Here is a 17,549-nt window from a genome sequence, read left to right as displayed (position 1 = left end):
TCCGGCCTGTCTTTTATATGGTTGAAAATCAGAATTGCTCGATGTGTGCAAAAAAGAAATTTCCTTCAATTTCAGCATTTTCGTCTGAATCCGAACCGTGAATGGCATTGGCTTCCATGGATTTTGCATACAGTTTCCGGATTGTGCCTTCCTCTGCATTGGCCGGATTTGTAGCGCCGATCAGCGTACGGAAATCAGTAACCGCATTTTCCTTTTCCAGAATAATCGGAACGATTGGCCCGGATGACATATACTTGCACAAATCATTGTAAAAGGGACGTTCCTTGTGCACTTCATAAAACTTCCCGGCAAGCTCCGGCGTAAGCTGTGTTTTCTTCATAGCAACAACACGGAACCCGGCTGCCTCGATCATTTTGATAATAGAACCCGAATGGCCATCCCGAACGGCATCCGGCTTAATCATGGTAAAAGTTTTATTTGTCGGCATACAATCTGCTAAATTTGTTCAGGTGCAAAACTACAATTTTTCAATTTATATTTCCGATCCTTTCATGACTAACCATTCTGCGGTATAAAACATATACTGATAACCAGCCTTTAGTGTTTAACATTGAGCAAATCCCAACAGTTTTATTAATTTTGCGATCTCAATAAAAACAATAAATTCTTCTTTTGAATTAAATAATTGTGAATCAAGCCTTTAAGGAGCTAAGCTCTTTTTTATCCCTTCCCCAAAAAATCATTATTACGACGCATCGTGATCCGGATGCAGATGCATTGGGTTCTTCGCTGGGCTGGGCAAGTTATTTAATCAAAAAAGGTCACCATGTAACGGTTATCAGTCCGACCGAGTACACGGCCAATCTGCGCTGGCTTTCAGGCATTGAAAATGTGCTCGTTTATGAAAAGGCCGGCGATCAGGTTAAATGCAAAAGGAAAATGGAAGAGGCAACACTGATTTGCTGTCTCGATTTCTCTGCACTTTCGCGCCTTAAGGATCTTGGAAAAGTTGTTCAGGAAGCTGCTGCGCCCAAAATGATGATCGATCATCACCTGGAACCGGAACAATTTGCCAAATGGATGTTCTGGGATACCACGGCTGCTGCAACCGCACAGCTTGTTTATGCACTTATTAAAGAACTGGAAGACAACAAGCCGGCCAACGTTATTTTTGACATACCGATGGCTGAATGCCTGTATGCGGGCATCATGACGGATACCGGTTCGTTCCGGCACGGAAATGTAACGCCGGAAGTTCATCTGGCCGTTGCGGACCTCATGCTGACCGGCTTTGATTCCAGCCGTGTTCACCGGCTGATTTATGACAATGCACCGCTTTCCCGTCTTCAGTTCCTGGGTTATGTACTTTCTCAAAAGCTTGTTGTACTGCCTGAATACCGGACCGCATATATGGTGCTTACCGAATCGGAACTGCAGAGATTCAATTCGAGTACAGGCGAAACCGAAGGAATCGTCAATTACGGACTGCAGGTTGAAAATGTTGTCATGTCCGCCATGTTCATCGAAAGAAAAGGAGAAGTGAAAATTTCATTCCGTTCGGTCGGGACATTTTCGGTAAGGGATCTTGCAAGCAGTTATTTCAACGGCGGAGGGCATAAAAATGCGTCGGGCGGAAGGTCGGAACAAACAGTCAATGAAACGGTTGCAACTTTTTTAAGCATTCTGCCCTTATACCAGGAAGCTCTTTTAAACGTTGACTAAACTTATATTATAACTTCAGAATCTAACCTATATTTTTAATTAACACAATCCAATGAATCTTAAAACAATCGGTTATGCGATGGGCATAACTATTCTCGCAGCCGCTTGCAACAAATATCGTACGCAGGTTACTGAAAACGGCCTTAAATATCAGGTTTTTGAACACGAAGATGATTCAAGAAAAGCGAAGCTGGGCGATATCATGTCATTCCATCTGGTTTTGAAAAACGGAAGCGATTCCACACTCCGCGATACATATAAAGAAGGCAATCCGGTGAAAATGGTTTTACAGGCGCCGCCATTCAAAGGCAGTTTTGAAGAAGGGCTGGCTATGTTATCAGCCGGAGACAGCGCCAAATTCCTGATCAATGCGGATACGTTGTTTGCAAAAATGATGCAGCCAATGCCTCCGATGATTAAAAAAGGATCTGAACTCAGTTTTACAGTAAAAGTCCTGAGCGTACTTACTTCTGAAGAATTCCAGAAACAGCAGTCTGAAGCCAGCGGCAAGCAAAAAGGAGTGGATGCCAAAGTAATTGAAGATTATCTTGCCAAAAATAACCTGAAGGCCAAAGCACGCAAAACGGCCTCTGGCTTGTACTATATTCCTCAGGTTGAAGGTTCCGGCCCGAGCCCTGCGGCCGGCGATAATGTTAAAGTTCATTATACAGGCAAATTTCTGGATGGAAAAGAGTTTGACAGCTCAAAAAACCAGGGAAAACCGCTTGACCTGCAGATTGGCGCCGGAATGGTTATTCCGGGATGGGAAGAAGGCATCATGCTGATGAAAAAAGGAGAAAAAGGCTTGCTGATCATTCCTTCAGGCCTTGCTTACGGACCAGAAGCTTACGGACCGATTCCGGGCAATTCCGTATTGCAGTTTGAAATGGAGCTGATTGATTTTAGCAAAGGACCCGCTGCACCTGCTGCCGGACCGCAAATTGCTCCTCCTGCAAAATAATACGGATTAAAAATCTTACTTTATGCGGCTGCTTCACAAAAGCAGCCGTTTTTTTGTATAAAATATTTTGATAAAAGGTATGAAACTCTGCTTTGCAACAAACAATCTTCACAAACTGGAAGAAATCCAGGCTTTACTGGGCAATCAGTTTGAACTGGTTACTTTATCCGAAATCGGTTGTGAAACTGATATTCCTGAACCTTACGACACCATTGCTGAAAATTCAAGAGCCAAAGCCGAGTTTGTATGGAAAAACTTTGGTATCAACTGTTTTGCGGACGATTCGGGGCTGGAAGTTGCTGCGCTGAACGGGGAACCGGGCGTAAAATCTGCTCGCTATGCCGGGCCTCAGCGGAATGCCGATGACAATATGGATTTACTGATTGAAAAACTCTGGAATAATGATAACCGCAAGTCCCGGTTTGTCACGGTAATTACACTTGTGCTGGATGGCGCTTATCACCAGTTTGAAGGCGTTGTCAATGGGCAGATCATTTCACAAAGGCGAGGCACAAACGGTTTCGGGTATGATCCCATTTTTGTTCCGGATGGTTTTGACCGGACTTTTGCAGAAATGACCATGCAGGAAAAGTCGGCATTGAGCCACAGAGGACTTGCATTTTCAAAACTGGTAGGCTTTTTGATGCAGATACATTAGGCAAAACTTACAGCATTAAACAAACAAACCATGGCCCATTTTGATATAGACGAGTACCGGATTGACGGAACAAACAAATTTGACATTAAGAAAGCCAAAACAAGGTTCAAGGATCTTTACGACAGCCGAGAAGAGTATGAAGAAATGCAGATTGTATCCGCAAAGGAAATGGACGATCTGCAAAGCATGATGTACGCGCATAACCGGTACGGTTTGCTGGTCATTTTTCAGGCAATGGATGCTTCCGGCAAAGATGGAACAATCAAAAACGTTATTTCAGGCGTAAATCCTGTCGGAATTAAAATTCATTCCTTTAAGCGCCCGACCGAAACGGAACTCGGCCATGACTTTTTGTGGAGAACCAATCTTGTAATGCCGCAACGGGGCACCATAACCATTTTCAACCGCAGCTATTATGAAGAAGTACTGGTCGTAAAAGTGGAACCGGATATTCTTCGAAATGCGCAAAGGCTTCCGGTCGAACTTACCGAAGATTTGGAAAAGGTTTTTAAACACAGGTATGCCGATATCCGTAACCTTGAAAAATACCTTTACAGAAACGGCATCCGGGTTATCAAGTTCTTTTTAAATGTTTCCAAAGAAGAACAGGCTGAACGATTGATCGAAAGAATTGAAGATCCCTCCAAAAACTGGAAATTTGAAGAACAGGATGTAAAAATCCGTGATAAATGGGATGAATATATGCAGGCTTATGAAGACTGCATCAATCAGACAGCATCGAAGAAAGCGCCCTGGTTTGTGATTCCTGCGGATGATAAAAAGAATATGCGGCTGACCGTTGCCAAAATTATCGTTGAAGAACTCAAAAAAATGGATATGTCATTTCCTGATGTCGGCCCTGAAAGATCCAAAGAACTGCGGACTTACATAGATGTCATCAACAAACAAAACGAAGTTTCCTGACGGCAGCAAAGTTTAAAAAAGATTTCATTACCTATTAAAACCAAAGAAGGCAACTGAACAGATCAGTTGCCTTTGATAGCTATGCATGGTGTGAAGTTATTCCTTATTTCTTGATGGTGAAATTTCCGCCACCAATTTTATAACCTTCTGCATATAGTTCCACATTATACTTTCCTGGACGGAACTGTGAAGAATTGTCGTATAACATTTCAACTTTCTGATTGTTATTCTGGAATGCTACGGACTCACGTGCTGTGAATTTCGAAGGTGCTCCGTCAATTTCAAATTCTCCTGAACCGGTTGCATTGTCTGCCAGAACAGCTCCTTCCGGATCAAGTACTCTTACATAAATATCTTTGGCTTCCTGTGCTGTCAAATCATTTTCCGGAAGATTGAAAACAAGTTTGATCTTGTCAACTCGGCTGGATTTGTATTCGTCCTTTTCTTTTACTTTTCCTCTTGAATTTACAGTAAGAATTTTCAGGTTTTGAGCTTTCAGCGCAGCGGCCTTGCTTACTTTTGCACTAAGCTCTTTATTGGCTTCTGTAAAAGTAACAACGGAATCAGTCAATTCTGCTTGACGCTGAACCAGTCTTTCACGCTCGCTTGTGAGTGTTCCTACATGTGTGCTCAATGAGTCATTGGAAGCAACCAGATGTTCGTTCTCGGCTTTCAGCTGCGCTATGAGTTCATCCTTTTCGGTCAGGAACTTTTCGTATTCCTTGATTTTTCCAAGGTATTTGTTAGTTTCAACTTTCTTGCTTCTGCTAAACGCCAACTTGTCCTTTTCAAGTTGTTCTTTCACCTTTGTAAGTTCTGTTACATCACCGCCAAGTCTTTCGATCTCAGCAATTTTGGAATCAAGAACGGTTGAAATAGAATCAAGTTTAGTTTTGGTGATAGCCAATTCTCTGGCTTTTTCAACAACCATTGATTCCTGCTGTGTAAGTTCACTTTTTTGTGTGGTAAACAGATAGCCGAACATAGCTGTTGCTAATCCAAGGACAACTACCATTGCCCATGCTATACTTTGCTTATTTTTTTGTTCTGGTTGCATTGATTTAAAGATTTACTTAATGGTTTGGTTTACATGTTAAAAGAAACACTTCAAGTCTCGTGACTGTACCAACTTAGCTTCCAAATGTATGCCCGGTAAAATAAAGATGTGAAAAGATGTAACCAAAATGCCATAAACCGGCATAAAACCAATACTACAAACAAGCATAACCTCGTACTGTGGCAGATTCCGTATAAAAAGCGGAATTAAAAAAATCCGGAAACACAGACTTGGAAAATTACATTATGCATTTGCGTTTGTGGAAACTTTACCCAAATTATGGTGCAACAGAACAACCATTCACAAAAACCAAACCTGTTATAATCCTATTTTTGCAGCTATATCGAACGACTTGGGATCCATCATTAACAGCTTTTGATAACCTTTTACAGAATAGGAAACAGGTTGCCATTCATTATTTTTATTTGAAAAAGTCAACTCAATGTATTTTTCCGATTTGTATATCTTGTTTTCCGATTTGATCAGTGCCTGAATAGAATAAGGCTGTTTCTGCAAAGTATCCATTTTGATCCTGAGAGAGCGTACATTCAGGTCTTCTCCGTTTTTAATCACGTATTCCAGTTCCGCAGCACTTTTTTTGATAGTGGAATAACTGTTTTTGAATGCCGGTTTATTAATGTCAGCCTGAACAAACAATTCCAGTTCTTTTTTCCAGTCAATTTTCGTGGTTGAACTTACTTCTTTTTTGCCGTTCAGTATAATCGTTTTGGTAACCTTCGGCTTTCTTTCATTCAGATAAACAATTTTGTTTTCAATCAGGCCCTTCAAATCAAAGTATGTGTGAATTGTTTTCTCTTCCGCTTCCCTGTTTTCGCATCCGGAAGTAAAAATGCCCAGAACAAGTATCATCAAAATTATATAATGCTTAGAATCCGGAGCCGGTAAAAAGTTCTTGGGTATACGATACATTATTTGCAATTAAAATTCAACTGTGAACGCCAACTAAAAAAACAGAGAGCCCATTTACGGACTCTCTGAAATCAACACCTTTTGAAACGGTTAAGTTTACAAAATGCTGGTTCCTGTCATTTCCGCCGGCTGTGAAATTTCCATTAATTGTAAAATAGTCGGTGCAACATCGGCAAGCTTTCCGTTTTTCAACGCATCATGGTGATCGTTATCAACCAGAATACAAGGCACCAGGTTCAGGGAATGCGCTGTGTTGGGCGATCCGTCGTCATTGGTCATGTAATCGGAATTACCGTGGTCTGCAATAATAATGGATGCATATCCGTGTTCCAGCCCGGTTGTAACAACAGCCTGTACGCATTGATCAACTGTTTCACAAGCCTTTACAGCTGCTTCAAAAACACCCGTATGGCCAACCATATCCGGATTTGCGAAATTCAGACATACAAAATCCACTTCTTCTTTGACCAGTTCAGGAACAATAATATCCCGGATACAAAATGCGGACATTTCGGGCTGCAAATCATATGTAGCCACTTTTGGTGACGGACAAAGCAAACGGCTTTCGCCTTCAAACGGTTTTTCACGGCCACCGGAAAAAAAGAAAGTAACATGCGGGTATTTTTCAGTTTCCGCAATCCGGATCTGTTTTTTACCTGCTGCTTCCAGTACTTCGCCCAATGTATTATTCAGATTATCCTTGTCGAAAATAACATCAACACCTTTGTAAGTATCATCATAGTTGGTCATGGTGATATACTTAAGGTTCAGCTTATGCATATTCTGCTCATGAAAATCCTGCTGTGTAAGCACTTCTGTTATTTCTCTTCCGCGGTCTGTACGGAAGTTGAAGCATAGTACAACATCGCCGTCTTCAATCACTGCAACCGGCATTCCGTCCGGATTGGTCGCAATAATAGGCAATATGAATTCATCTGTAACACCTTCTTCATACGACTCCTTAACGGCATTCAGAACATCTCCCGATTGAACGTGCTTGCCCTCGGCATGCACCATAGCATCGTAGGCGAGTTTAACACGTTCCCATCTTTTGTCTCTGTCCATCGCATAATAACGTCCGGTTATACTTGCAATTTGTCCGCTGGTCAGTGACATGGATTCCTGAAGTTCTGTCAGAAAGCCAAGTCCGCTTTTCGGGTCGCAGTCTCTTCCGTCTGTAAAAGCATGAACAAAAACCTTCGACATTCCCTTATCTGCGGCAATTTTGCAAAGCCCTTTCAAATGATCAATGTGGGAATGTACACCGCCGTCGGAAACCAGCCCGATAAAATGTACTTTCTTATCGTTACTCTTAGCATAATCCAGTGCACTGACAAGCGCAGGTTCATTGCCCAGCGTTCCTTCTGAAACGGCCAGATTGATCTTTACAAGATCCTGATAAACCACTCGTCCTGCGCCCAGATTGGTATGGCCTACTTCTGAGTTACCCATTTGGCCGTCCGGCAAACCTACTGCCAAACCGCTGGCCTCTAATTTACTGTGTGAATACTCCTGCAGAATACGATCGTAAAAAGGCGTATTTGCAGCGATAACAGCTGACCGGCTTTCTTCACCGGACTTGGCAATGCCCCAGCCGTCCATGATGATGAGAATTACTTTCTTGCTCAATGTTATGAAAATTAAATATGATCTGATGTTGAAAGTTTTTCAGGAAGCTACTCGTCTTTTTTACTCTCAACAGGCTGATTATTTTCGTCCACTATTACATAAACCTCTTCATTGGGCTTGCGCATCATAAACTTTTCCCTTGCCCATTTTTCAAGCATTTTCGGGTTTCCGAAAACTTCATTTCTTTCCTTTTTGACTTGCCGGATTTTGGTTAACAGGATACTTTTTTCCTTTTCCAGCTCTTTCATCTTCATTCTGTTCGACATGACAATCCGCATGTTGTTATTGTCAAGGAACAAGATCCAGACCAGCCATGCGAGAAGCGTGGCGATATAGAAATTTTTCAAAGATTGCAACGTCCAGAATGATCCGTTTTTCATCAGCTTGCCCGGAAACGAAAACCGGAGCTTTTGGCTCCGGTTATTCTTTGTTGATTAAAATTTCAGCCCAGGGAAATATGCGCTTTCGCCAAGCTCCTCTTCAATACGCAGCAACTGATTGTATTTTGCCATACGATCGGAACGTGAAGCAGAACCCGTTTTAATCTGACCCGTATTCAATGCTACTGCCAGATCCGCAATCGTTGCATCTTCAGTTTCACCGGAACGGTGCGACATGATTGTTTTATAACTGTTTCTCTTTGCAAGATTCACGGTATTGATCGTTTCGGTCAGCGATCCGATCTGATTTACTTTAACCAGAATCGAGTTGGCAATCTGAGACTCAATTCCCTGCTGCAGACGCGTTACATTTGTTACAAACAAATCATCGCCTACCAGCTGGCACTTTTTACCAATCGATTCAGTCAATGTTTTCCAGCCTGCCCAGTCATCTTCATCCATTCCGTCTTCAATCGAAATGATTGGATATTTGCTCACCCACTGTGTCCAGTAGTCTGCCATTTCATCGGAGCTAAGCTTGCGGCCATCCGATTTTTTGAAGTGGTACAATCCATCTTCATAAAATTCAGAAACAGCTGCATCCATTGCAATGAAAATTTCTTCTCCCGGCTTGTATCCTGCCTTTTCAATAGCCTGTAGAACTACTTCAATGGCTTCTTCATTGGATTTGATATTTGGTGCGAAACCGCCTTCATCGCCTACGTTTGTAGAATATCCTTTGCTTTTCAAAACCGTTTTCAGCGTATGGAAAACTTCCACGCCCATTCTCAACGCCTGTGAAAAGGTATCTGCTTTTGCAGGCATAATCATGAATTCCTGAAAATCGATTGAGTTATCCGCGTGGCTACCGCCGTTCAGGATATTCATCATAGGAACAGGAAGCGTATTGGCGTTTGTGCCGCCGACATATCTGTAAAGCGGAAGGTTTGCTTCCAGCGCAGCTGCTTTGGCAGCAGCCAGTGAAACGCCTAAAACCGCATTGGCGCCTAATTTTGCTTTGTTTGGTGTACCGTCAAGTTCAAGCATGATTTTGTCAATCAGATTTTGCTCGAAAACGGAACAGCCTATCAGTTCAGGGAAAATAATGTCGTTTACATTTTCAATGGCTTTTAAAACTCCTTTTCCAACATATACACTTTTATCATCATCACGAAGTTCAACGGCTTCATGCTTTCCGGTGGAGGCACCAGATGGAACAGCAGCGCGTCCTAAATAACCATTTTCGGTACGAATATCTACTTCTATTGTTGGGTTTCCTCTTGAATCCAGAATTTGTCTTGCATGTACTGATTGAATCGTACTCATTTGCAGCTTGCGGTTTGATTAGAATTGAATATGTTAACGCCACAAAATAACACAAAAAAAATGGTCATACATAAACCTCAATTTACTTTAGCTGAAATTTACGTAACTATAAACCGGATTGTATCCGGGAAAATAATCACCGGTTTTCAAAGGTTTTTTGCAGTTTTTTGTTCAAAGTCCGTTTTACATTCCTAACAGGTGCCAATCCGGTTATTCTGACAAGTTTCGATTATATTTTACAACAAAAAATCCCTCTTTACAGGAGGGATTTCATATTAACTGGCTCTTAAAAGCTTTATAAATTCATCAAAAAGATACCTAGAATCGTGCGGGCCTGGCGATGCTTCCGGGTGATACTGTACGGAAAATGCCGGATAATCTTTTCTTCTGATCCCTTCAATCGTTTTGTCATTCAGATTGACATGCGTGATTTCTATATCCGGGTGACTAGCTATGGCATCGGGATCCACTGCAAAGCCGTGGTTTTGAGATGTAATTTCACAAAGTCCGGTTACCAGATTTTTAACCGGGTGATTTAAACCTCTGTGCCCGTGATGCATTTTATACGTGTTAATTCCGCTAGACAAGGCCAAAAGCTGGTGACCAAGACAAATTCCAAAAAGCGGCTTACTTGTTTTTATCATCTGATTTACGCTTTCTACGGCATAAAGCATAGCAGACGGATCGCCTGGCCCGTTGGAGATGAAGAATCCATCCGGCTTCCAGTCCATTACCTCTTCAAAAGGCGTTTTTGCAGGGAAAACCTTGCAGTAACAACCTCTGGATGTCAGATTTTTAAGAATGCTTTTTTTGATTCCATAATCCATAACTGCGATTCTCCACTGGCTGCCGGCTTCTTCTCCGACAAAATACGGTTGCTCCGTTGTAACCTCCGAAGAAAGCTCCAGTCCGTCCATGGAAGGAATCCGAAGAAGTTCTTCCATCAGCAGCTTCTCATCCAGGATTTCCGAAGATATAATCGCATTCATCACACCTTTTTGCCTTACATGGCGAACAAGATGTCTTGTATCTACATTACTAACGCCTACAATGTTTGCTCTTTCAAAATATTCCTGTAAAGAAAAATCTGCAGTGTGGCGAGAATAAATTGGCGAAAATGTATTGCAAACCATTCCGCGGATCTTAACCGAAGCTGATTCTTCTTCATCTTCCAGCTGAACGCCGTAATTACCAATGTGCGAGTTGGTGTTTACGATAATTTGTCCGTAATATGAAGGATCAGTGTAAATTTCCTGATAGCCTGTCATCCCCGTATTAAAGCATATCTCGCCGCCTGTGGTTCCGCTTTTTCCCAAAGCAAGACCTTTGTATACGGTTCCATCTTCAAGCAACAGCAGAGCTTCCTTTTTTTGACTCATAATTATCAAATCTTTTTATCTTCTATTTGACAAAAAATTCGGTTTATTAAACCGGGTGCAAAATTAATTAATTATGCCCATAAAAAAGGGTTAAACGAAAACGTTTAACCCTTTTTAGTCATATTGTAATATAATCACCAGAAATTTTACTCTTTATCAGCATTTTCAGATGATTCGGTTGTTCCTTCTTCTGTCTTCGGCTGTTCTGCTTCAGGTTCAGTTTCTGCAACGATTGGATGATCTTCCTTTTTCACTACTGCAACACCTTCTTCAGTTCCTTCGCCTTTTCTTCCGCCTCTTCTGCTGCGACGGGTTTTTGCAGGTTTGTCGGCATTTGCAAGCAGTAATGCATCGTTGAAATCAACCAACTCGATCAAAGCCGTTTCCGCAGCATCACCAAGTCTGTTACCCAGCTTGATAATACGCGTATAGCCACCTGGACGAGCTGCAATTTTATCAGAAACAGCACCAAAAAGTTCTTTTGTAGATTCTTTATCGTTCAGATACGAAAATACAATTCTTCTGTTGTGTGTTGAATCTTCTTTTGCACGTGTCAGCAGAGGTTCAACATATTTACGAAGTTCCTTTGCTTTGGCAAGTGTTGTTTCAATTCTTTTGTGAAGAATCAAAGAGGAAGCCATATTTGACAGCATTGCCTTGCGGTGTGATGCTGTTCTTCCTAAATGATTATCTTTCTTACCGTGTCTCATTGTTTTGTTGTTTAGTTGCTTCGAGCTGCGGCCAGCGCGCTACAGAATACATACTTATGATGGAATATTTAATTAATCTTCATCCAAACGATACTTGGCAACATCCATTCCAAATGTAAGTTGCTTATCGGCTACAAGCTGTTCAAGCTCGGTCAATGATTTTTTACCAAAGTTGCGGAATTTCATCATGTCAGAAATTTCCAGTCTTACAAGATCACCAAGTGATTTGACATCAGCAGATTTCAAGCAATTGTAAGCACGAACAGAAAGATCAAGCTCAGAAAGAGAAGTTTTCAGGAGCTTTCTCATTCTCAACATTTCTTCATCTACTTGGTTGTCTTCTTCAGCTTTCTGCTTTTCAAACGTCATTGTTTGATCAGAGAACAGCATAAAATGTTGTATCAGGATATTTGCAGCACCTTTCAAAGCATCTTCAGGATGGATCGATCCATCAGTCTGAATATCAATCAAAAGTCTTTCATAATCCGTACGTTGCTCAACACGTGTATTTTCAACACTGTATTTCACATTTTTAATTGGTGTATAGATAGAATCCACAGCAATGTAACCAAATGGCAACTCGTTTGCACGTGGCTCATCTGCAGGAACATATCCTCTGCCTTTGTCAAGAAGAAGTTCCATTTCGAACTCTTTCTGATCATCTATATGACAAATAACCTGATCTGGGTTTAAAACCTCAAATGCATTCGTAAATTTGCCAATATCACCTGCAGTAATAACAGATACATTCTTGAGATTAACAACGATTCTGCTTTCGTTCAGATCAGAAACTTTTTTAAAACGAACCATTTTAAGGTTCAGGATGATTTCTGTAACATCCTCAACTATACCTTCGATAGATGAAAATTCGTGAAGAACACCAGGAAACTTCACGCTCGTAATGGCATAACCTTCCAGAGAAGAAAGAAGAATCCTACGTAACGCATTACCAATTGTTACACCGTATCCTTTCTCTAGAGGCTTAAACTCAAACAACCCGTGAAAGTCGTCTGCTTTTTCCATGACGACCTTATCAGGCATTTGGAAAGCTAATATTGACATAGTCCTTGCTCCTTTTATAGTAGTAAATGATAGTTGATCACGCTACCGTTACCTTTGCGATCGCAAAAAAGCCGTTTCCGGCAAAAAGCACGTCTGGAAAACCAGACGCGCCGTAATAAGAAGATATTATTTAGAATATAATTCAACGATAAGCTGCTCGTTGATATTTTCAGGAATTTGTTCCCGTTCTGGAAAAGTCACGAACTTTCCGGTCAGTTGCTGACCATCCCATTCGAGCCAGTTGAATCCTTTGGAGCTGTGTCCAGCAAGACTGTCAGCAACTGCTTCGAGAGATTTGGATTTCTCACGTACAGTTACAACCTGGCCGGGACGTAAAGAATAAGAAGGAATATTTACAATTTCACCATCTACAAGTATATGCTTGTGAGATACCAACTGACGTGCAGCACGTCTAGTAGGAGCAATACCAAGGCGGTAAACAGTATTATCTAAGCGAGCTTCACAGAATTTCAGGAGATTTTCACCCGTGATACCTTCTTTTACAGAAGCTTTTTCAAACAAATTACGAAACTGTCTTTCAAGTATACCGTATATAAATTTCACCTTCTGCTTTTCCATAAGCTGTAAAGCATATTCCGACTTCTTGGAACGGCGACCCTTTCCGTGTACTCCGGGAGGGTAATTTTTCTTAGCAAGCGCTTTGCTCGGTCCCATGATGGGTTCACCGTAACGTCTTGCAATTTTTGATTTGGGACCTGTATAACGTGCCATTAAAACATTTTGATAATTAATAAATAAGAAACCATTCAGTAACCCCAGTGTCCAAATTACGAATGGGTGCTATGCGCAATAACTATACTCTGCGGCGTTTTGGAGGACGGCAACCATTGTGTGGTAGCGGAGTAATATCACGGATAGTAGTGACTTCTATACCTGCATTCTGAATTGTACGGATAGCAGATTCACGGCCGGAACCCGGACCTTTAACAAAGACTTCTGCTTTACGCATTCCCAGATCAAAAGCTACCTGTGCACAGCTTTGTGCCGCGGTTTGTGCCGCATAAGGAGTATTTTTCTTAGACCCACGGAATCCCATTTTACCAGCAGAACCCCAGGATATAACCTGACCATTACTGTTAGTAATAGAAATTATGATATTGTTAAAGGAAGCTTTAATATGTACTTGGCCGACAGGCTCAACTACAACAACTCTCTTTTTTGCTTTATCTTTTCTTTTATTTTGTGCCATTGCTTGTTGAATAAGGTGTAGTATTCAGCATACTACCACTCACTGTTTATTTAGTAGCCTTTTTCTTGTTCGCGATTGTTTTGCGTTTTCCTTTACGTGTACGAGAATTGTTCTTCGTTCTTTGGCCACGTAATGGCAACCCTTTACGATGACGAAGACCACGATAACATGCAATATCCATCAAACGTTTAATGCTCAACTGCACTTCCGATTTAAGAGCACCTTCTACTTTATATTCACCTGCTATTACTGCGCGAACTGCACCTGATTCCTCATCAGACCAGTCAATGACTTTTTTATCAACATCTACACCTGCTTTATCCAGTATCTTTTTGGCGGAACTACGGCCGATACCAAAGATATAAGTTAGTGAGATTTCGCCCCTTTTACGATCGGGAATATCTACTCCAGAAATACGTGCCATAATGATTAACCTTGTCTTTGTTTATACCGTGGGTTTTTCTTGTTTATCACATATACTTTACCCTTGCGGCGTATAACTTTGCAGTCTTCACTGCGTTTTTTTACTGATGCTTTAACTTTCATCTCTATATACTTATATGTTACTTCCTATAACCGGAACTTACTTGTAACGGTAAGTTATTCTTGCTTTTGATAAATCATAAGGAGACATTTCTAGCTTCACTCTATCGCCTGGCAAAATCTTAATGTAGTGCATTCTCATTTTTCCAGAAATGTGTGCAATTACTTCATGCTTGTTTTCCAGAACTACGCGAAACATTGCATTAGAAAGTGCTTCTAATATTACTCCATCTTGTTCAATTGATGCTTGTTTTGCCATTCGTAGGTTTAATTGCTATACTTCGACCATAAGGCTGGTATTGGCCGTTACTTTTTCAATGTATTCGAAAGTTGTAAGTATTTCTGCTTTACCCTTTCGCACTACAACTGTATGTTCAAAATGAGCAGAAGGCTTTCTGTCTGTGGTTCTAATAGTCCAGCCATCCCGCTCCTGCATAACTGTTTTACTTCCCAGATTGATCATTGGCTCGATTGCCAAAACCATTCCTTCCTTTAATCTTATACCTTTTCCCCGCTTACCATAATTTGGCACTTCGGGACCTTCATGAAGATCTCTTCCAACTCCATGTCCTACAAGCTCACGAACGACAGTATATCCTCTTTCCTCGACGTAGCTTTGAATAGCATAGCCTACATCTCCCATTCTTAACCCGTCACTCGCCTGATCAATTCCCTGATACAAGGATTTTTTTGTAGTACTGAGCAGATTTCTAACTTCTTTTGATACTTCGCCAACTGGATAAGTATATGCACTATCACTATGGTAGCCGTTCAGCTTTACACCACAATCAATCGAAATTATATCACCCTCTTTCAAACTGTAACTTCCGGGAATTCCATGAACCACTACTTCGTTTACAGATATACAAAGTGAAGCAGGAAACTTATTGAATCCTTTAAATGAAGGCACACCACCGTAATCTCTGATATACTCTTCTGCAACTGCATCAAGTTTACCCGTTGTAACTCCTGGCTTAACCCAAAGAGCTACCTCAGCATGTGCCTTGCCTAAGATCTGGGCACTTTCTTTAATAAGATCTATTTCTCCTTCTGTCTTAAGATAAATCATTACCTATTATATAGCGACGCTTTCAGTTCTACCTTTTACACGTCCAGACTTCATCAAACCTTCATATCGGCGCATCAAGAGATAACTTTCAACCTGTTGTAAAGTATCAAGAACTACCCCAACCATAATCAAAAGAGAAGTTCCACCAAAGAAATGAGCAAAATCCGTCGAAATTCCAAGAAGACTGGCAAACGCTGGCAAAGTAGCAACTATTGCCAACATCAAGGAACCTGGAAAAGTAATCCTGTCTAGTATAGAGCTTATGTATTCAGAAGTTTGTTGACCAGGTTTAACCCCTGGAATGAAACCGCCTCCTCTTTTCATATCATCCGCTATTTGCTGAGGATTAACCGAAATAGCCGTATAGAAGAAGGTAAAAATTATAATCAATACAGCGAAAAGAAGATTATACTGCCAAGTAGTATAATTGGCAAAAATCGTAGCAACGTTGCTTGCAAAATCACTTTTTTCGGCAAAATAAGATGCTCCCAAAGAAGGAATAAACATAAGAGCCTGAGCAAATATAATGGGCATAACACCGGCTGCATTAAGCTTCAACGGAAGATACTGTCTTTGACCACCCATAACGCGGTTACCTACGACTTGCTTCGCATATTGAATAGGAATTCTTCTAACTGCTTGTGTAAGCATTACAGCTCCCATAATCACAAAGTACAGAGCTACAATTTCTAAAACAAACAAAAGAATTTGTCCACTTCCCCTTGATACAAATTCCTTGTAAATAGCGCCCGGAAATCTGGAAACAATGCCAATCATAATTAACATTGAAATACCATTACCAATACCTTTATCTGTAATTCTTTCTCCTAACCACATACAAAACATGGTTCCAGCGGTAAGAACAAAAACAGAAGAAATAGAGAACAAACTTCTTGATACAAGAAGTGCTTCATCCGGAACAGTGGTATTTAAATACGCTGTACCTTGTACCAAAGTGACAACAATTGTAAGTACACGTGTTATTTGATTAAGCTTTTTACGACCTGATTCCCCTTCCTTTTGCATCTTCTGAAAATAGGGCAATGCCATTGTCAAAAGTTGAATCGCAATAGAAGCAGAAATGTAAGGCATGATACCTAATGCAAAGATGGAAGCTTTACTAAAAGCTCCACCTAAAAAAGTATCTAATAGTCCTAGTAACCCTTGTGTTGAAACATTCATTTGATCAGGTTCAACACCAGGCAAAGCTACATAAGATCCCAAACGGAAAATCGTTATAAACAAAAGAGTATTGAGAATACGAGTTCTCAATTCCTCAATTGCAAATATGTGTTTTATAGTCTCTAAAAATCGCTTCATTTCGTGGGCTTACATTAGCTTTGTAAACTATAATTCATGTTTAAGGAAAGCACGATTATAATTTAACCGCTTTCCCACCTGCTTTTTCAATTGACTCGATAGCAGATGCAGAAAAACCATTTGCCTGTATTTCTACTGCAACTGATATTTCACCACGATTTAAGATTTTAACCAAATCGTTTTTTGCACACAAACCATTTTCACGAATCAAATCCATTGTAACTACATTGACATTCAACTTTTCTGCTAAAGACTGAATTGCATCCAAATTGAGTGCCTTGTATTCTACTCTGTTAATATTATTAAACCCAAATTTAGGCAAGCGTCTTTGAAGTGGCATTTGTCCTCCTTCAAAACCAACTTTACGACTGTAACCTGATCGGGATTGTGCCCCCTTGTGTCCACGTGCAGAAGTACCACCTTTTCCGGATCCCTGACCACGTCCAACACGCTTTCCAACTTTAATGGAGCCGGCAGCCGGTTTTAATGAACTAAGATTCATAATAATATATATTAAATTTCTTCGATTTTAACCAAGTGGCTAACCTTACGGATCATACCCGCAATAGCATCGCTATTTTCTTTTTCAACTGATCGGTTTATCTTGCCTAACCCTAGTGCCTTTATGGTTAGTTTTTGTCTTTCAGGACGATCAATGGTACTCTTAACTTGTGTAATGCGTACTTTTGACATAATTACTTTAAATAA

22 protein-coding genes are annotated in these 17,549 nt (G+C 40.8%); 4 read left to right on the top strand and 18 right to left on the bottom strand.

Annotated features, from left to right (window positions below):
* Nucleotides 1-28 precede the first annotated feature (28 nt).
* The gene (locus FEM55_RS18030) at nt 29-448 is read right to left on the bottom strand and encodes a nucleoside-diphosphate kinase (RefSeq protein ID WP_138282789.1); all 420 of its coding nucleotides are present in this window, start codon (nt 446-448) and stop codon (nt 29-31) included.
* 200 nt (nt 449-648) lie between these two features.
* Between FEM55_RS18030 and FEM55_RS18025 the strand changes: the two genes are divergently transcribed.
* From FEM55_RS18025 to FEM55_RS18010, 4 genes are all read left to right on the top strand, one after another.
* Nucleotides 649-1,683, top strand: a complete 1,035-nt coding sequence (locus FEM55_RS18025) for a DHH family phosphoesterase (RefSeq protein ID WP_138282788.1) — start codon at nt 649-651, stop codon at nt 1,681-1,683.
* A 52-nt stretch (nt 1,684-1,735) separates the two neighbouring features.
* Nucleotides 1,736-2,644 (top strand): FKBP-type peptidyl-prolyl cis-trans isomerase, encoded by a 909-nt coding sequence (locus FEM55_RS18020; protein ID WP_138282787.1) that lies wholly within the window; start codon nt 1,736-1,738, stop codon nt 2,642-2,644.
* Between the two features lie 79 nt (nt 2,645-2,723).
* Nucleotides 2,724-3,302 carry an RdgB/HAM1 family non-canonical purine NTP pyrophosphatase gene (gene rdgB, locus FEM55_RS18015; protein ID WP_138282786.1) on the top strand — a complete coding sequence of 193 codons (579 nt, stop codon included), beginning with the start codon at nt 2,724-2,726 and terminating at the stop codon, nt 3,300-3,302.
* Between the two features lie 30 nt (nt 3,303-3,332).
* Nucleotides 3,333-4,226, top strand: a complete 894-nt coding sequence (locus FEM55_RS18010; RefSeq protein WP_138282785.1) for a PPK2 family polyphosphate kinase — start codon at nt 3,333-3,335, stop codon at nt 4,224-4,226.
* A gap of 103 nt (nt 4,227-4,329) precedes the next feature.
* Here the strand turns inward: FEM55_RS18010 and FEM55_RS18005 are convergent, their stop codons facing one another.
* The 17 genes from FEM55_RS18005 to rpmD all read right to left on the bottom strand — a co-directional run bounded on the left by FEM55_RS18005 (nt 4,330) and on the right by rpmD (nt 17,534).
* Nucleotides 4,330-5,283: a DUF8428 domain-containing protein gene (locus FEM55_RS18005; protein ID WP_138282784.1), complete on the bottom strand. Its 954-nt coding sequence runs from the start codon at nt 5,281-5,283 to the stop codon at nt 4,330-4,332.
* A 318-nt stretch (nt 5,284-5,601) separates the two neighbouring features.
* The gene (locus FEM55_RS18000) at nt 5,602-6,153 is read right to left on the bottom strand and encodes a hypothetical protein (RefSeq protein WP_138282783.1); all 552 of its coding nucleotides are present in this window, start codon (nt 6,151-6,153) and stop codon (nt 5,602-5,604) included.
* 156 nt (nt 6,154-6,309) lie between these two features.
* Nucleotides 6,310-7,842, bottom strand: a complete 1,533-nt coding sequence (gene gpmI / locus FEM55_RS17995; protein WP_138282782.1) for a 2,3-bisphosphoglycerate-independent phosphoglycerate mutase — start codon at nt 7,840-7,842, stop codon at nt 6,310-6,312.
* Nucleotides 7,843-7,889: 47 nt separating this feature from the next.
* Nucleotides 7,890-8,222: an FtsB family cell division protein gene (locus FEM55_RS17990; protein ID WP_138282781.1), complete on the bottom strand. Its 333-nt coding sequence runs from the start codon at nt 8,220-8,222 to the stop codon at nt 7,890-7,892.
* A gap of 54 nt (nt 8,223-8,276) precedes the next feature.
* Nucleotides 8,277-9,548: a phosphopyruvate hydratase gene (eno, locus tag FEM55_RS17985; protein ID WP_138282780.1), complete on the bottom strand. Its 1,272-nt coding sequence runs from the start codon at nt 9,546-9,548 to the stop codon at nt 8,277-8,279.
* Nucleotides 9,549-9,823: 275 nt separating this feature from the next.
* Nucleotides 9,824-10,927: a glutamine-hydrolyzing carbamoyl-phosphate synthase small subunit gene (gene carA / locus FEM55_RS17980; protein ID WP_171036602.1), complete on the bottom strand. Its 1,104-nt coding sequence runs from the start codon at nt 10,925-10,927 to the stop codon at nt 9,824-9,826.
* A 146-nt stretch (nt 10,928-11,073) separates the two neighbouring features.
* Nucleotides 11,074-11,637 carry a 50S ribosomal protein L17 gene (gene rplQ / locus FEM55_RS17975; protein ID WP_138282779.1) on the bottom strand — a complete coding sequence of 188 codons (564 nt, stop codon included), beginning with the start codon at nt 11,635-11,637 and terminating at the stop codon, nt 11,074-11,076.
* Nucleotides 11,638-11,709: 72 nt separating this feature from the next.
* Nucleotides 11,710-12,699 (bottom strand): DNA-directed RNA polymerase subunit alpha, encoded by a 990-nt coding sequence (locus FEM55_RS17970; protein WP_026631251.1) that lies wholly within the window; start codon nt 12,697-12,699, stop codon nt 11,710-11,712.
* A 126-nt stretch (nt 12,700-12,825) separates the two neighbouring features.
* Nucleotides 12,826-13,431, bottom strand: coding sequence for a 30S ribosomal protein S4 (gene rpsD / locus FEM55_RS17965; protein ID WP_138282778.1), 606 nt, complete (start codon nt 13,429-13,431; stop codon nt 12,826-12,828).
* 82 nt (nt 13,432-13,513) lie between these two features.
* Entirely contained in the window at nt 13,514-13,909 is a 396-nt protein-coding gene (gene rpsK / locus FEM55_RS17960; protein WP_138282777.1) for a 30S ribosomal protein S11, read from the bottom strand.
* A gap of 46 nt (nt 13,910-13,955) precedes the next feature.
* A complete protein-coding gene (gene rpsM / locus FEM55_RS17955) occupies nt 13,956-14,333 on the bottom strand; it encodes a 30S ribosomal protein S13 (protein ID WP_138282776.1) in 378 nt (125 codons plus the stop codon).
* 5 nt (nt 14,334-14,338) lie between these two features.
* Nucleotides 14,339-14,455 carry a type B 50S ribosomal protein L36 gene (gene ykgO, locus FEM55_RS17950; protein WP_015813811.1) on the bottom strand — a complete coding sequence of 39 codons (117 nt, stop codon included), beginning with the start codon at nt 14,453-14,455 and terminating at the stop codon, nt 14,339-14,341.
* Nucleotides 14,456-14,492: 37 nt separating this feature from the next.
* A complete protein-coding gene (gene infA / locus FEM55_RS17945; protein ID WP_015813810.1) occupies nt 14,493-14,711 on the bottom strand; it encodes a translation initiation factor IF-1 in 219 nt (72 codons plus the stop codon).
* Nucleotides 14,712-14,726: 15 nt separating this feature from the next.
* A complete protein-coding gene (gene map / locus FEM55_RS17940) occupies nt 14,727-15,521 on the bottom strand; it encodes a type I methionyl aminopeptidase (RefSeq protein WP_138282775.1) in 795 nt (264 codons plus the stop codon).
* A 6-nt stretch (nt 15,522-15,527) separates the two neighbouring features.
* Nucleotides 15,528-16,841, bottom strand: coding sequence for a preprotein translocase subunit SecY (secY, locus tag FEM55_RS17935; protein WP_138282774.1), 1,314 nt, complete (start codon nt 16,839-16,841; stop codon nt 15,528-15,530).
* A 55-nt stretch (nt 16,842-16,896) separates the two neighbouring features.
* Nucleotides 16,897-17,343 carry a 50S ribosomal protein L15 gene (rplO, locus tag FEM55_RS17930; RefSeq protein ID WP_138282773.1) on the bottom strand — a complete coding sequence of 149 codons (447 nt, stop codon included), beginning with the start codon at nt 17,341-17,343 and terminating at the stop codon, nt 16,897-16,899.
* A gap of 11 nt (nt 17,344-17,354) precedes the next feature.
* On the bottom strand, nt 17,355-17,534 hold the full coding sequence (gene rpmD / locus FEM55_RS17925) for a 50S ribosomal protein L30 (protein ID WP_138282772.1): 180 nt from the start codon (nt 17,532-17,534) through the stop codon (nt 17,355-17,357).
* Nucleotides 17,535-17,549: the final 15 nt, after the last annotated feature.

Origin of the sequence: Dyadobacter sediminis, assembly GCF_005860765.1 — a bacterium.
GTDB classification, from domain to species: domain Bacteria; phylum Bacteroidota; class Bacteroidia; order Cytophagales; family Spirosomataceae; genus Dyadobacter; species Dyadobacter sediminis.
Note: the sequence above shows the minus strand (reverse complement) of the source record. Positions and strands in the feature narration are given on the sequence as shown.

Bases quoted from the DNA above. Each gene is read 5' to 3' on its own strand.
- FEM55_RS18030 (WP_138282789.1), bottom strand. From the start codon at position 448: ATGCCGACAAATAAAACTTTTACCATGATTAAGCCGGATGCCGTTCGG.
- FEM55_RS18020 (WP_138282787.1), top strand. From the start codon at position 1,736: ATGAATCTTAAAACAATCGGTTATGCGATGGGCATAACTATTCTCGCA.
- rdgB (WP_138282786.1), top strand. From the start codon at position 2,724: ATGAAACTCTGCTTTGCAACAAACAATCTTCACAAACTGGAAGAAATC.
- FEM55_RS18010 (WP_138282785.1), top strand. From the start codon at position 3,333: ATGGCCCATTTTGATATAGACGAGTACCGGATTGACGGAACAAACAAA.
- FEM55_RS18005 (WP_138282784.1), bottom strand. From the start codon at position 5,283: ATGCAACCAGAACAAAAAAATAAGCAAAGTATAGCATGGGCAATGGTA.
- FEM55_RS18000 (WP_138282783.1), bottom strand. From the start codon at position 6,153: ATGATACTTGTTCTGGGCATTTTTACTTCCGGATGCGAAAACAGGGAA.
- FEM55_RS17990 (WP_138282781.1), bottom strand. From the start codon at position 8,222: ATGAAAAACGGATCATTCTGGACGTTGCAATCTTTGAAAAATTTCTAT.
- eno (WP_138282780.1), bottom strand. From the start codon at position 9,548: ATGAGTACGATTCAATCAGTACATGCAAGACAAATTCTGGATTCAAGA.
- carA (WP_171036602.1), bottom strand. From the start codon at position 10,927: ATGAGTCAAAAAAAGGAAGCTCTGCTGTTGCTTGAAGATGGAACCGTA.
- rplQ (WP_138282779.1), bottom strand. From the start codon at position 11,637: ATGAGACACGGTAAGAAAGATAATCATTTAGGAAGAACAGCATCACAC.
- FEM55_RS17970 (WP_026631251.1), bottom strand. From the start codon at position 12,699: ATGTCAATATTAGCTTTCCAAATGCCTGATAAGGTCGTCATGGAAAAA.
- rpsD (WP_138282778.1), bottom strand. From the start codon at position 13,431: ATGGCACGTTATACAGGTCCCAAATCAAAAATTGCAAGACGTTACGGT.
- rpsK (WP_138282777.1), bottom strand. From the start codon at position 13,909: ATGGCACAAAATAAAAGAAAAGATAAAGCAAAAAAGAGAGTTGTTGTA.
- rpsM (WP_138282776.1), bottom strand. From the start codon at position 14,333: ATGGCACGTATTTCTGGAGTAGATATTCCCGATCGTAAAAGGGGCGAA.
- ykgO (WP_015813811.1), bottom strand. From the start codon at position 14,455: ATGAAAGTTAAAGCATCAGTAAAAAAACGCAGTGAAGACTGCAAAGTT.
- infA (WP_015813810.1), bottom strand. From the start codon at position 14,711: ATGGCAAAACAAGCATCAATTGAACAAGATGGAGTAATATTAGAAGCA.
- map (WP_138282775.1), bottom strand. From the start codon at position 15,521: ATGATTTATCTTAAGACAGAAGGAGAAATAGATCTTATTAAAGAAAGT.
- secY (WP_138282774.1), bottom strand. From the start codon at position 16,841: ATGAAGCGATTTTTAGAGACTATAAAACACATATTTGCAATTGAGGAA.
- rplO (WP_138282773.1), bottom strand. From the start codon at position 17,343: ATGAATCTTAGTTCATTAAAACCGGCTGCCGGCTCCATTAAAGTTGGA.
- rpmD (WP_138282772.1), bottom strand. From the start codon at position 17,534: ATGTCAAAAGTACGCATTACACAAGTTAAGAGTACCATTGATCGTCCT.